The following is a 12,628-nucleotide window of genomic DNA, read 5'->3' on the forward strand; positions in this document are numbered from 1 at the left end:
ATGAAGATCAAGAAGGGCGACCTGGTCCAGGTCATCACCGGTAAGGACAAGGGCAAGCAGGGCAAGGTCATCGCGGCCTTCCCCCGCGAGGACCGCGTCCTGGTCGAGGGTGTCAACCGGGTCAAGAAGCACACCAAGGCCGGCCCGACCGCCAAGGGTTCGCAGGCCGGTGGCATCGTCACCGTCGAGGCGCCGGTCCACGTCTCCAACGTCCAGCTGGTCGTGGAGAAGGACGGCAAGAAGGTCGTCACGCGTGTCGGCTACCGCTTCGACGACGAGGGCAACAAGGTTCGCGTTGCCAAGCGGACGGGTGAGGACATCTGATGGCTACCACCACGACTCCGCGTCTCAAGACGAAGTACCGCGAGGAGATCGCGGGCAAGCTGCAGGAAGAGTTCTCCTACGAGAACGTCATGCAGACCCCGGGCCTCGTCAAGATCGTGGTCAACATGGGTGTGGGCGACGCCGCCCGCGACTCCAAGCTGATCGAGGGCGCCATCCGCGACCTCACCACGATCACCGGGCAGAAGCCGGCCGTCACCAAGGCCCGCAAGTCCATCGCGCAGTTCAAGCTGCGTGAGGGCCAGCCGATCGGTGCCCACGTCACGCTCCGTGGCGACCGCATGTGGGAGTTCCTGGACCGCACCCTGTCGCTCGCGCTCCCGCGCATCCGCGACTTCCGTGGTCTGTCCCCCAAGCAGTTCGACGGCCGTGGCAACTACACCTTCGGTCTCACCGAGCAGGTCATGTTCCACGAGATCGACCAGGACAAGATCGACCGTACCCGGGGTATGGACATCACCGTGGTGACCACGGCGACCAACGACGCTGAGGGCCGCGCCCTCCTTCGTCACCTCGGCTTCCCCTTCAAGGAGGCGTGAGCGAGATGGCGAAGAAGGCTCTGATCGCGAAGGCTGCTCGCAAGCCCAAGTTCGGCGTGCGTGGCTACACGCGCTGCCAGCGCTGCGGCCGTCCCCACTCCGTGTACCGCAAGTTCGGCCTGTGCCGCGTGTGCCTTCGTGAGATGGCTCACCGTGGCGAGCTGCCGGGCGTGACCAAGAGCTCCTGGTAGTCCCCGCTTCAGGGACTCCCGAAGCTCTCGGTAAGCACTGGGCGTGTCAGGCGCCCACCCATCCATGGCTTAGGCTTGGAGGGTTGGGCGCCTGACGGTAGCCCGTACGACTTACTACGCCGTAGGTCCCCGCACCGCACCCGTCCCGCCACCGAGTGGGGAGAGGGATGGCGCATACAGGAAACCCCGGCGAGAGAGGCCGAAGGCCAATTCATGACCATGACTGATCCGATCGCAGACATGCTTACGCGTCTGCGGAACGCGAACTCGGCATACCACGACTCCGTGACGATGCCGGCATCGAAGATCAAGTCCCACATCGCGGAGATCCTCCAGCAGGAGGGCTTCATCACGGGCTGGAAGGTCGAGGACGCCGAGGTCGGCAAGAACCTCGTCCTCGAGCTGAAGTTCGGCCCGAACCGTGAGCGCTCCATCGCGGGCATCAAGCGGATCTCCAAGCCCGGTCTCCGGGTTTACGCGAAGTCCACCTCCCTGCCCAAGGTGCTGGGTGGCCTCGGCGTGGCGATCATCTCCACGTCCCACGGGCTCCTCACCGACAAGCAGGCCGGCAAGAAGGGCGTAGGCGGAGAAGTCCTCGCCTACGTCTGGTAGCGGAAAGGAATCGGAGGAAAAAGCTATGTCGCGTATTGGCAAGCTCCCCATCACGGTTCCCGCCGGCGTGGACGTCACCATCGACGGCCAGACGGTCGCGGTCAAGGGCCCCAAGGGCTCGCTGACCCACACCGTCGCCGCGCCGATCGAGATCGCCAAGGGTGAGGACGGCGTCCTGAACGTCACCCGCCCCAACGACGAGCGTCAGAGCAAGGCCCTGCACGGCCTGTCCCGCACGCTGGTGGCGAACATGATCACCGGCGTGACCCAGGGTTACGTGAAGAAGCTCGAAATCAGCGGTGTCGGTTACCGCGTGCAGGCCAAGGGCTCGAACCTCGAGTTCGCGCTCGGCTACAGCCACCCGATCACCGTCGAGGCGCCCGAGGGCATCACCTTCAAGGTGGAGAACCCCACCCGGTTCTCGGTCGAGGGCATCGACAAGCAGAAGGTCGGCGAGGTTGCGGCCAACATCCGCAAGCTGCGCAAGCCCGACCCGTACAAGGCCAAGGGCGTCAAGTACGAGGGCGAAGTCATCCGCCGCAAGGTCGGAAAGGCGGGTAAGTAAGCCATGGCATACGGTACGAAGATCGCTAAGGGCGACGCTTACAAGCGTGCAGCCATCAAGCGGCGCCACATCCGGATCCGTAAGAAGGTCAACGGTACGGCTGAGCGTCCCCGCCTGGTCGTGACCCGCTCGAACCGCCACATCGTGGCCCAGGTGATCGACGACCTCAAGGGTCACACCCTTGCGTCGGCGTCCACCCTGGACTCGTCGATCCGTGGTGCGTCGGAGGACAAGTCGGCGCAGGCCGGCAAGGTCGGCGCCCTGGTCGCCGAGCGTGCCAAGGCCGCCGGTGTCGAGGCCGTCGTGTTCGACCGTGGTGGTAACCGGTACGCGGGTCGCATCGCGGCCCTGGCCGACGCCGCCCGCGAGGCCGGGCTCAAGTTCTGAGCTCGCTGCGTAGCTAGCGGAAAGAGAGAGGTAAATCCAATGGCTGGACCCCAGCGCCGCGGTGGCGGTGCCGGTGGCGGCGAGCGGCGGGACCGGAAGGGCCGTGACGGCGGCGCAGCTGCCGCCGAGAAGACCGCGTACGTTGAGCGCGTTGTCGCGATCAACCGCGTCGCCAAGGTTGTGAAGGGTGGTCGTCGCTTCAGCTTCACCGCGCTGGTCGTGGTGGGCGATGGCGATGGCACCGTGGGTGTCGGTTACGGCAAGGCCAAGGAGGTGCCGGCCGCCATCGCCAAGGGTGTGGAGGAGGCCAAGAAGCACTTCTTCAAGGTCCCCCGTATCCAGGGCACCATCCCGCATCCGATCACGGGCGAGAAGGCCGCGGGCGTCGTCCTGCTCAAGCCTGCTTCCCCCGGTACCGGCGTCATCGCCGGTGGCCCGGTGCGTGCCGTGCTCGAGTGCGCCGGTGTGCACGACATCCTGTCGAAGTCGCTCGGTTCGTCGAACGCGATCAACATCGTGCACGCGACCGTGGAGGCCCTGAAGGGTCTGCAGCGTCCCGAGGAGATCGCGGCCCGCCGTGGTCTGCCCCTTGAGGACGTCGCTCCCGCGGCTCTGCTGCGTGCGCGTGCCGGGGCTGGTGCTGCGTAATGGCACAGCTCAAGATCACGCAGACGAAGTCGTACATCGGCAGCAAGCAGAACCACCGTGACACCCTGCGTTCCCTTGGTCTCAAGGGCATCAACACGCAGGTCGTCAAGGAGGACCGCCCCGAGTTCCGCGGCATGGTGCACACCGTCCGCCACCTCGTGTCGGTCGAGGAGGTCGACTGATCATGGCGGAGAACAACCCGCTCAAGATCCACAACCTCCGTCCCGCCCCGGGCGCCAAGACCGCCAAGACCCGTGTGGGTCGTGGTGAGGCGTCGAAGGGTAAGACGGCTGGTCGTGGTACCAAGGGCACGAAGGCCCGCTACCAGGTTCCGGAGCGCTTCGAGGGTGGCCAGATGCCCCTCCACATGCGTCTCCCGAAGCTGAAGGGCTTCAAGAACCCGTTCAAGACGGAGTTCCAGGTCGTGAACCTGGACAAGCTCGCCGCCCTCTACCCCGAGGGTGGGGAGGTCACCGTTGCCGACCTGGTCGACAAGGGTGCCGTCCGCAAGAACAGCCTCGTCAAGGTCCTCGGCCAGGGCGAGATCTCCGTGGCGCTGCAGGTGACGGTCGACGCCGTCTCCGGCTCCGCCAAGGAGAAGATCACCGCCGCCGGCGGTACCGTCACCGAGCTCGTCTGAACACATCAGGCGTCTCGATGACTTGAGCGATCCCGACCGGGGATACCCCACAAATGGGGTATCCCCGGTTGGTCGTTCCTAGGGAGGCAGTCCCGCCGGTAAGGTGGCCTGCACTGTCCGTTTTCACAGGGGACCCTTCACCGGGCACTCGCCGCGGCAGTTAAACGTTACGTAAGTCGTCCTCATCAGAATCTCAAAACCGTCACCCTTGACGCAGTAGCGCGGGGGTCGCAGGAGGCACCGTGCTCACCGCGTTCGCCCGGGCGTTCAAGACGCCCGACCTGCGCAAGAAGCTGCTCTTCACGCTCGGCATCATCGTGATCTACCGGATCGGCACGCACATCCCGATCCCGGGTGTCGACTACACCGCCGTCCAGTTCTGCATCGACCAGACCAAGAGCAACACCGGTCTCTTCGGGCTGGTCAACATGTTCAGCGGTGGCGCGCTGCTGCAGATCACGATCTTCGCGCTCGGCATCATGCCGTACATCACGGCGAGCATCATTCTGCAGCTGCTGACCGTGGTGATCCCGCGTCTGGAAGCCCTGAAGAAGGAGGGGCAGGCCGGAACGGCGAAGATCACGCAGTACACGCGTTACCTGACGGTCGCCCTCGCCGTCCTCCAGGGCACCGGTCTCGTCGCCACCGCCCGCAGCGGAGCGCTGTTCAGCCAGTGCCCGCAGGCCAACGCCATCGTTCCCGACGACTCGATCTTCACCACCCTGGTCATGGTCGTCACCATGACCGCCGGTACGGCCGTCGTCATGTGGCTCGGTGAGCTGATCACCGACCGCGGCATCGGCAACGGCATGTCGATCCTGATGTTCATCTCGATCGCCGCCACCTTCCCGTCCGCGCTCTGGGCCATCAAGGAGCAGGGCGACCTGGCGGGCGGCTGGATCGAGTTCGCCATCGTCATCGCCGTCGGTCTGGTCATGGTCGCGCTCGTGGTCTTCGTCGAGCAGGCCCAGCGCCGGGTCCCGGTCCAGTACGCGAAGCGCATGATCGGCCGTCGCTCCTACGGCGGCACGTCGACGTACATCCCGCTGAAGGTCAACCAGGCGGGCATCATCCCCGTGATCTTCGCCTCGTCGCTGCTCTACATTCCCGCGCTCGTCGTGCAGTTCTCGAACTCCACCGCGGGCTGGGCGGCCTGGATCACGAAGAACCTCGCGGACACCGCAGCTCCGGCGCACATCACGGTCTACTTCTTCCTCATCATCTTCTTCGCCTTCTTCTACGTGGCCATCTCGTTCAACCCCGAGGAAGTCGCGGACAACATGAAGAAGTATGGTGGCTTCATCCCGGGCATCCGGGCTGGCCGACCGACCGCTGAGTACCTGAGCTACGTACTCAACCGGATCACCTGGCCGGGTTCGCTGTACCTGGGTCTGATCGCTCTCGTGCCGACAATGGCGTTGGCACCCCTCGGGGCAAACCAGAACTTCCCGTTCGGCGGTACCAGCATCCTGATCATCGTGGGTGTGGGTCTGGAGACCGTGAAGCAGATCGAGAGCCAGCTCCAGCAGCGCAATTACGAAGGGTTCCTCCGCTGATGCGAATCGTCCTCGTCGGGCCGCCTGGTGCGGGTAAGGGAACGCAGGCCGCGTTCCTGGCCAGGAACCTGTCGATCCCGCACATCTCCACGGGCGACCTGTTCCGGGCCAACATCAGCAAGCAGACGGAGCTGGGCAAGCTCGCGAAGTCCTACATGGACAAGGGTGAGCTGGTACCGGACGAGGTCACCATCGCCATGGCGAAGGACCGGATGGAGCAGCCGGACGCCGTGAACGGCTTCCTGCTCGACGGCTTCCCGCGCAACGTCTCGCAGGCCGAGGCGCTCGATGTGACGCTCCAGGACGAGTCCATGAACCTGGACGCGGTCCTGGACCTGGAGGTCCCCGAGGAGGAGGTCGTCAAGCGGATCGCCGGCCGGCGCATCTGCCGGAACGACTCCGCCCACGTCTTCCACGTCACGTACAAGAAGCCGAAGCAGGACGGCGTCTGTGACGCCTGCGGCGGCGAGCTGTACCAGCGGGACGACGACTCCGAGGAGACGGTCCGCAAGCGCCTGGAGGTCTACCACACGCAGACCGAGCCGATCATCGACTACTACAAGGCCCAGGGCCTCGTGGTGACGATCACGGCGCTCGGTCCGGTGGAGGACGTCACCCAGCGCGCGATGGAAGCGCTCAAGCGCGAGGACGACGGCCAGTAGGTCGTCGGTCGGTACGTCGGCCGCGGTGCCCGTGAGGGGCGTCGCGGCCGTACTGTTGTGTAGGCACGACCCCAGAGTTCGACATTCGCGGAAGACGGAGAGCGCAGGCCCCCATGGTGCAGATCAAGAGCCCCGAGCAGATCGCCAAGATGCGCGAGGCGGGGCTGGTCGTCGCAGCCATCCACGCGGCCACCCGTGAGGCCGCCGTGCCGGGTGCCTCCACGAAGGATCTCGACGAGGTGGCCCGCAAGGTGCTCGCGGAGCACGGGGCCAAGTCGAACTTCCTCGGGTACGGCGGCTTCCCGGCGACGATCTGCACCTCGGTGAACGAGGTCGTGGTCCACGGGATCCCGAGCGAGACGGTCCTCCTGAAGGACGGCGACATCATCTCGATCGACTGCGGCGCGATCGTCGACGGCTGGCACGGCGACGCGGCCTACACCGCGTTCGTGGGATCCGGTCACGCCCCGGAGCTGATCGAACTGTCCCGGGTGACCGAGGAGTCCATGTGGGCGGGGATCGCCGCCATGAAGGTGGGCAACCGGCTCGTGGACGTCTCCCGGGCCATCGAGACGTACATCCGCCGGCAGCCGAAGCCGGGCGGCGGCAAGTACGGCATCGTCGAGGACTACGGCGGCCACGGCATCGGCACCGAGATGCACATGGACCCGCACCTGCTGAACTACGTCGAGCGGCGGCGCGGCAAGGGACCGAAGCTCGTCCCCGGGTTCTGCCTGGCGATCGAGCCGATGGTGTCCCTGGGCACCCCGAAGACCGAGGTCCTCTCGGACGACTGGACCGTGGTGAGCACGGACGGTACGTGGTCCTCGCACTGGGAGCACTCCGTCGCGCTGACCGAGGCGGGCCCGCTGGTGCTGACCGCTCCGGACGGGGGCAAGGCGAAGTTGGCCGAGTACGGGATCGTCGCGGCTCCCGACCCGCTGGGCTGAGTCCGTCCGCCCGGGGGCCGGCGTGGCCCCCGGGGCCTTCGAGAGACGCTCCCGCGGGGCGGCGTAAGGATCATCGGCCTTGGGCATGCATACCGAATTCGTGTTTCCGGAGGCCCTGGCGTAGACTGACTCGTCGGCTCTCGTGTTTCCGTGTGTCTTCATTCGGTTACGCCGAGTCGATCAAGGTAGTCGATTCGAAGGGCGAAGCGTGGCCAAGAAGCAAGGTGCCATCGAGATCGAGGGCACTGTCGTCGAGTCTCTTCCGAACGCCATGTTCAAGGTCGAGCTCCAGAACGGCCACCAGGTCCTGGCACACATCAGCGGCAAGATGCGTATGCACTACATCCGCATCCTCCCTGACGACCGGGTCGTGGTGGAGTTGTCTCCGTACGACCTGACGCGTGGCCGGATCGTCTACCGCTACAAGTAGATCTTGCCCCCGCTCTCCGTGCCCCGGTCTGTCGGGTCGCGGGTGGTGGCACTGACCCGGAGAACCTCACCCCATGAAGGTCAAGCCGAGCGTCAAGAAGATCTGCGACAAGTGCAGGGTGATCCGCCGTCACGGTCGGGTCATGGTCATCTGCGAGAACCCGCGCCACAAGCAGCGCCAGGGCTGACGCACGACCGAACCCTCTGCTCGGTTCGCAGAGATTCGCGCGACGCAAGCTGAATATGTTCATACGCAGGACCCAGACGCGCTGAGCGTCTGACACCCCCGGCTCGGAGGCCGGGGACCCGTGCCGTACCTACTCCTCCGCTACAAGGGGAGGCCGGCGGCCGGGGCCCGGTTCTGTGGAAGACCTCCGACAATCACCAGGAGCCATTGAATGGCACGCGTTTCCGGTGTTGACATCCCGCGCGACAAGCGTGTGGAGGTCGCCCTCACCTACGTGTTCGGCATCGGCCGGACCCTCTCCCAGGAGACGCTGGCAGCGACCGGCGTCAACCCGAACACCCGCGTTCGCGACCTCTCCGAGGAGCAGCTCGTCGCGATCCGCGAGTACGTGGACAACAACATCAAGACCGAGGGTGACCTCCGTCGCGAGGTCCAGGCCGACATTCGCCGCAAGGTGGAGATCGGCTGCTACCAGGGCCTCCGTCACCGTCGTGGTCTGCCCGTCCGCGGTCAGCGCACCAGCACCAACGCCCGCACCCGCAAGGGCCCGCGTCGCGCCATCGCCGGTAAGAAGAAGCCGGGCAAGAAGTAGTCCTCAGCGGACAACGCTTCATCAGCGGTCTTCGCTGTAGGACCGACCACCTCCCCGTAGGAGTTTGTAGATGCCCCCCAAGGGTCGTCAGGGCGCTGCCAAGAAGGTGCGCCGCAAGGAAAAGAAGAACGTCGCTCACGGCCACGCGCACATCAAGAGCACGTTCAACAACACGATCGTCTCCATCACGGACCCCTCGGGCAACGTGATCTCCTGGGCCTCCGCCGGCCACGTCGGCTTCAAGGGCTCCCGGAAGTCCACGCCGTTCGCCGCGCAGATGGCCGCCGAGTCGGCCGCCCGTCGCGCGCAGGAGCACGGCATGCGCAAGGTCGACGTGTTCGTCAAGGGCCCGGGTTCGGGTCGTGAGACGGCCATCCGTTCGCTGCAGGCGACCGGTCTCGAGGTCGGCTCCATCCAGGACGTCACGCCCACCCCGCACAACGGCTGCCGTCCCCCCAAGCGCCGCCGCGTCTGACCCTCCGGGTCGGACACACGGACTGCTTGGTCTGAGGTTTTCGGGCGGTACGGCTCTTTCGGGTCGTATCGCCCGTACCCTTGTTACACCTCAGGGCGTCAAATAGCGGGCGCCCCTGACAGAAGGATCACCACATGCTGATCGCTCAGCGTCCCTCGTTGACCGAAGAGGTCGTCGACGAATTCCGCTCCCGGTTCGTGATCGAGCCGCTGGAGCCGGGCTTCGGCTACACCCTCGGCAACTCCCTCCGCCGCACCCTCCTGTCGTCGATCCCCGGCGCTGCTGTCACCAGCATCCGCATCGACGGTGTCCTGCACGAGTTCACCACCGTGCCGGGCGTCAAGGAGGACGTCACCGACCTGATCCTCAACATCAAGCAGCTGGTCGTCTCCTCGGAGCACGACGAGCCGGTCGTGATGTACCTGCGCAAGCAGGGCCCGGGTCTGGTCACCGCCGCCGACATCGCGCCCCCGGCCGGTGTCGAGGTGCACAACCCCGACCTGGTCCTCGCCACGCTCAACGGCAAGGGCAAGCTGGAGATGGAGCTGACGGTCGAGCGTGGCCGCGGTTACGTCTCCGCCGTGCAGAACAAGCAGGTGGGCCAGGAGATCGGCCGTATTCCGGTCGACTCCATCTACTCGCCGGTTCTCAAGGTCACGTACAAGGTCGAGGCCACGCGTGTCGAGCAGCGCACCGACTTCGACAAGCTGATCGTCGACGTCGAGACCAAGCAGGCGATGCGTCCCCGTGACGCCATGGCCTCCGCCGGTAAGACCCTGGTCGAGCTGTTCGGTCTGGCCCGTGAGCTGAACATCGACGCCGAGGGCATCGACATGGGTCCGTCCCCGACGGACGCCGCGCTCGCCGCCGATCTGGCGCTGCCGATCGAGGAGCTGGAGCTCACCGTTCGGTCGTACAACTGCCTCAAGCGTGAGGGCATCCACTCCGTGGGTGAGCTGGTCGCGCGCTCCGAGGCCGACCTGCTCGACATCCGCAACTTCGGTGCGAAGTCGATCGACGAGGTCAAGGCGAAGCTGGCGGGCATGGGCCTGGCGCTCAAGGACTCGCCTCCCGGGTTCGACCCCACCGCTGCCGCGGACGCCTTCGGTGCGGACGACGACGCGGACGCGGGCTTCGTGGAGACCGAGCAGTACTAGTCGCTCCGCGAGACGGCCGGACTTCGACTGCGGGTCCGTAGTGGCTGGTCGCGCAGTTCCCCGCGCCCCTTACCGGGGCGCGGTCCTCCGAGGCGCTTCGAAAGAGGCGCCCCGGATCTTCGACGGGCATCCGCCCGCTCGGATACTGACCCCGGTACCTGATACGGCCGGGGCAGACACCTAGGAGAAACATCATGCCGAAGCCCACCAAGGGTGCCCGTCTGGGCGGCAGCGCCGCGCACGAGAAGCTGCTTCTCGCGAACCTCGCGAAGAGCCTCTTCGAGCACGGCCGCATCACCACCACCGAGGCGAAGGCCCGCCGTCTGCGGCCGTACGCCGAGCGTCTGGTCACCAAGGCGAAGAAGGGCGACCTTCACAACCGCCGCCAGGTGCTCCAGGTCATCACGGACAAGAGCGTCGTGCACACGCTCTTCACCGAGATCGGCCCGCGGTACGAGAACCGTCCGGGTGGCTACACCCGTATCACCAAGATCGGTAACCGTCGTGGCGACAACGCGCCCATGGCTGTCATCGAGCTGGTCGAGGCGCTGACGGTCGCGCAGCAGGCCACCGGTGAGGCCGAGGCCGCCACCAAGCGTGCCGCCAAGGACGCGGAGGCGCCTGCCGCTGAGGCCACGGTGGACACCACCAAGGCTGACGCCGCCGATGAGGCTGCCGAGGAGTCGAAGGACGCGTAAGCGTCTGCGGGGTGCTGTGCGGTCGGCGGCTGCGGGTTCGTCGTGGCTGGTCGCGCGGTTCCCCGCGCCCCTGGAAGGGGGCGCGTCTGAGTGGGTCCGTTCCTGTTACGGGAGCGGGCCCGCTTTTTTGTAGCTGAGAGGATCTGTTCGTGAGTGATGAAGCGGCGCCCGGTCATGTGCGCGTTCGGCTGGACCTGTCGTACGACGGGAGTGAGTTCTCCGGGTGGGCCAAGCAGGCCGGGGGACGGCGGACCGTCCAGGGGGAGATCGAGGACGCGCTGCGGACCGTGACGCGGTCCGGGGAGACGTACGAGCTGACCGTGGCCGGGCGGACGGACGCCGGGGTGCACGCGCGGGGGCAGGTGGCGCACGTGGACCTGCCGGAGGCGGTCTGGCGTGAACACCACGAGAAGCTGCTGAAGCGGCTCGCGGGGCGCCTGCCGAGGGACGTACGGGTCTGGGCCCTCAGGGAGGCTCCCAGCGGCTTCAACGCGCGGTTCTCGGCGATCTGGCGCCGGTACGCCTACCGGGTCACCGACAATCCCGGCGGCGTCGATCCGTTGCTGCGCGGCCACGTGCTGTGGCACGACTGGCCGCTCGACGTGGACGCCATGAACGAGGCGGCCCGGCTGCTGCTGGGCGAGCACGACTTCGCCGCCTACTGCAAGCGGCGCGAGGGGGCCACCACCATCCGTACGCTCCAGGAGCTGAGCCTGGTGCGGGGCGACGACGGGATCATCACCGCCAGCGTGCGGGCCGACGCCTTCTGCCACAACATGGTGCGGTCCCTGATCGGGGCGCTGCTGTTCGTCGGGGACGGGCACCGGGGGACCGACTGGCCGGGGAAGGTGCTGGCCGCGGGTGTGCGGGACTCCGCCGTGCACGTCGTACGGCCGCACGGGCTGACGCTGGAGGAGGTCGGCTACCCGGCGGACGAGCTGCTGGCCGCGCGGAGCAGTCAGGCGCGGAACCGGCGGACCCTGCCGGGGGCGCCCGGGGCCGGCTGCTGCTGACCCCGGAGCGGCTCCGCGCGGGCTACCGTCCTTCCGCCGCGGCGGCCGCCTGGGTCTCGCCCCGGCGGCGGATCTGCTCGAAGGTGGACCTGGCGAGGTCGTCACCGGCGACGAAGACCGCCTTGTCCTTCTCGGTGACGTCCTTGCCGTCGGTGAAGCCGGACAGGGTGAAGTAGGCGTAGCGGCCGTAGGAGTTGAGGGTCGTCCGGCAGAACGTCGTCCGGCAGAAGGTGGGGACGCCGTCGCCGGAGAGGGAGACGATGGTGCTCTTCTTGTCCCAGTCGTCCTTGACCTTGGTCGCCTCGGCCTCGGTGTCGAACAGGGCGACGCCGATCGTGACCGCGATCTTCTCCCGGAAGTAGGTCACGCGCATGAAGCGGGTGCAGTCGTTGCTGCTCAGGAGGGTGCCCACGGTTCCCTGGACGGCCGAGGCGCAGTTCGTCGTCGAGGCCGTGGCGCCCTTGCGGTAGACCACGTCGTCGCGCTTGGTGAGCTGGGAGCCCGGGAACAGGATGTTCGGGCTGATCGGCGCCTTGTCCTTGCCCGAGCTGGAGATGAAATCCTCCGGGTCAAGGGGTGGCGGGGCCGAGGTCGGCGCGAAGGACGGGTCGGTCTTGGCGCTGGCGCTCGGGATGTCCCCCGCGGTCGGCAGGCTGTTCGGGCCGTTCGCCGTGGTGTTGCCGCTGTCGGTGTTGACGACGGCGACGGCCACGGCGACGCCTATGCCGACCGTGGCGAGGGCGCCGCCGACGATCAGCAGGAGTCTGCGGCGCCTGTTGCGTGTTTCGGACTGCTCGGCGAGTGACGCCCAGTCCGGGGTCTGGTTACTGGTGGAACTCCACTGATTGTCCCACGGATTGTGGGAACCCCCGGGGCTCCACTGAGACCCCCCCTGCCCAAAGCTCATGGGCCGCAGTTTAGACGGACGAAGGCATACCTCACCCGGTTACGGGTGAGGCCCTCTCCCACCACTGGTCCGGGGCGT

The 12,628-nt window shown here is 66.7% G+C and carries 20 protein-coding genes; 19 read left to right on the top strand and 1 reads right to left on the bottom strand.

Annotated elements, in window-relative coordinates; translation table 11 throughout:
- The 19 genes from rplX to truA all read left to right on the top strand — a co-directional run bounded on the left by rplX (nucleotide 1) and on the right by truA (nucleotide 11,643).
- A complete protein-coding gene (rplX, locus tag ACFU5F_RS01205) occupies nucleotides 1-324 on the top strand; it encodes a 50S ribosomal protein L24 (protein ID WP_383880198.1) in 324 nt (107 codons plus the stop codon).
- Nucleotides 324-881: a 50S ribosomal protein L5 gene (gene rplE / locus ACFU5F_RS01210; protein ID WP_005481216.1), complete on the top strand. Its 558-nt coding sequence runs from the start codon at nucleotides 324-326 to the stop codon at nucleotides 879-881. The genes rplX and rplE overlap by 1 nt, the downstream gene beginning before the upstream one ends.
- A gap of 5 nt (nucleotides 882-886) precedes the next feature.
- Nucleotides 887-1,072, top strand: coding sequence for a type Z 30S ribosomal protein S14 (locus ACFU5F_RS01215; RefSeq protein ID WP_003948630.1), 186 nt, complete (start codon nucleotides 887-889; stop codon nucleotides 1,070-1,072).
- A 213-nt stretch (nucleotides 1,073-1,285) separates the two neighbouring features.
- On the top strand, nucleotides 1,286-1,684 hold the full coding sequence (gene rpsH, locus ACFU5F_RS01220) for a 30S ribosomal protein S8 (RefSeq protein ID WP_013001411.1): 399 nt from the start codon (nucleotides 1,286-1,288) through the stop codon (nucleotides 1,682-1,684).
- Nucleotides 1,685-1,709: 25 nt separating this feature from the next.
- On the top strand, nucleotides 1,710-2,249 hold the full coding sequence (gene rplF, locus ACFU5F_RS01225) for a 50S ribosomal protein L6 (RefSeq protein ID WP_046916497.1): 540 nt from the start codon (nucleotides 1,710-1,712) through the stop codon (nucleotides 2,247-2,249).
- Between the two features lie 3 nt (nucleotides 2,250-2,252).
- Nucleotides 2,253-2,636 carry a 50S ribosomal protein L18 gene (gene rplR, locus ACFU5F_RS01230; protein WP_005481210.1) on the top strand — a complete coding sequence of 128 codons (384 nt, stop codon included), beginning with the start codon at nucleotides 2,253-2,255 and terminating at the stop codon, nucleotides 2,634-2,636.
- Between the two features lie 39 nt (nucleotides 2,637-2,675).
- The gene (rpsE, locus tag ACFU5F_RS01235) at nucleotides 2,676-3,284 is read left to right on the top strand and encodes a 30S ribosomal protein S5 (protein WP_013001409.1); all 609 of its coding nucleotides are present in this window, start codon (nucleotides 2,676-2,678) and stop codon (nucleotides 3,282-3,284) included.
- Nucleotides 3,284-3,466, top strand: coding sequence for a 50S ribosomal protein L30 (gene rpmD / locus ACFU5F_RS01240; RefSeq protein ID WP_045559458.1), 183 nt, complete (start codon nucleotides 3,284-3,286; stop codon nucleotides 3,464-3,466). The genes rpsE and rpmD overlap by 1 nt, the downstream gene beginning before the upstream one ends.
- Before the next feature lie 2 nt (nucleotides 3,467-3,468).
- Nucleotides 3,469-3,924, top strand: a complete 456-nt coding sequence (rplO, locus tag ACFU5F_RS01245; RefSeq protein ID WP_005481206.1) for a 50S ribosomal protein L15 — start codon at nucleotides 3,469-3,471, stop codon at nucleotides 3,922-3,924.
- A gap of 242 nt (nucleotides 3,925-4,166) precedes the next feature.
- Entirely contained in the window at nucleotides 4,167-5,480 is a 1,314-nt protein-coding gene (secY, locus tag ACFU5F_RS01250; protein ID WP_383880203.1) for a preprotein translocase subunit SecY, read from the top strand.
- Nucleotides 5,480-6,142: an adenylate kinase gene (locus ACFU5F_RS01255; RefSeq protein ID WP_013001405.1), complete on the top strand. Its 663-nt coding sequence runs from the start codon at nucleotides 5,480-5,482 to the stop codon at nucleotides 6,140-6,142. Before secY ends, ACFU5F_RS01255 begins: the two co-directional genes overlap by 1 nt.
- 113 nt (nucleotides 6,143-6,255) lie before the next feature.
- On the top strand, nucleotides 6,256-7,092 hold the full coding sequence (gene map / locus ACFU5F_RS01260) for a type I methionyl aminopeptidase (protein WP_383880207.1): 837 nt from the start codon (nucleotides 6,256-6,258) through the stop codon (nucleotides 7,090-7,092).
- Between the two features lie 208 nt (nucleotides 7,093-7,300).
- Nucleotides 7,301-7,522 carry a translation initiation factor IF-1 gene (gene infA / locus ACFU5F_RS01265; protein ID WP_003948620.1) on the top strand — a complete coding sequence of 74 codons (222 nt, stop codon included), beginning with the start codon at nucleotides 7,301-7,303 and terminating at the stop codon, nucleotides 7,520-7,522.
- A 73-nt stretch (nucleotides 7,523-7,595) separates the two neighbouring features.
- Entirely contained in the window at nucleotides 7,596-7,709 is a 114-nt protein-coding gene (gene rpmJ / locus ACFU5F_RS01270; protein WP_003998809.1) for a 50S ribosomal protein L36, read from the top strand.
- A 210-nt stretch (nucleotides 7,710-7,919) separates the two neighbouring features.
- A complete protein-coding gene (rpsM, locus tag ACFU5F_RS01275; RefSeq protein WP_086752873.1) occupies nucleotides 7,920-8,300 on the top strand; it encodes a 30S ribosomal protein S13 in 381 nt (126 codons plus the stop codon).
- Nucleotides 8,301-8,370: 70 nt separating this feature from the next.
- Nucleotides 8,371-8,775, top strand: coding sequence for a 30S ribosomal protein S11 (gene rpsK, locus ACFU5F_RS01280; RefSeq protein WP_003956432.1), 405 nt, complete (start codon nucleotides 8,371-8,373; stop codon nucleotides 8,773-8,775).
- A 134-nt stretch (nucleotides 8,776-8,909) separates the two neighbouring features.
- The gene (locus tag ACFU5F_RS01285) at nucleotides 8,910-9,932 is read left to right on the top strand and encodes a DNA-directed RNA polymerase subunit alpha (RefSeq protein ID WP_003966937.1); all 1,023 of its coding nucleotides are present in this window, start codon (nucleotides 8,910-8,912) and stop codon (nucleotides 9,930-9,932) included.
- A 194-nt stretch (nucleotides 9,933-10,126) separates the two neighbouring features.
- Nucleotides 10,127-10,630 (top strand): 50S ribosomal protein L17, encoded by a 504-nt coding sequence (gene rplQ, locus ACFU5F_RS01290; protein ID WP_383880210.1) that lies wholly within the window; start codon nucleotides 10,127-10,129, stop codon nucleotides 10,628-10,630.
- A 149-nt stretch (nucleotides 10,631-10,779) separates the two neighbouring features.
- Nucleotides 10,780-11,643, top strand: coding sequence for a tRNA pseudouridine(38-40) synthase TruA (truA, locus tag ACFU5F_RS01295; RefSeq protein WP_383880213.1), 864 nt, complete (start codon nucleotides 10,780-10,782; stop codon nucleotides 11,641-11,643).
- Between the two features lie 22 nt (nucleotides 11,644-11,665).
- On the opposite strand, the gene ACFU5F_RS01300 is transcribed toward truA, so the two are convergent.
- Entirely contained in the window at nucleotides 11,666-12,550 is an 885-nt protein-coding gene (locus ACFU5F_RS01300; RefSeq protein WP_383880215.1) for a hypothetical protein, read from the bottom strand.
- Nucleotides 12,551-12,628 lie beyond the last annotated feature (78 nt).

The sequence above is a fragment of the Streptomyces sp. NPDC057438 genome (assembly GCF_042802995.1).
In the GTDB taxonomy this organism is placed as follows: domain Bacteria; phylum Actinomycetota; class Actinomycetes; order Streptomycetales; family Streptomycetaceae; genus Streptomyces.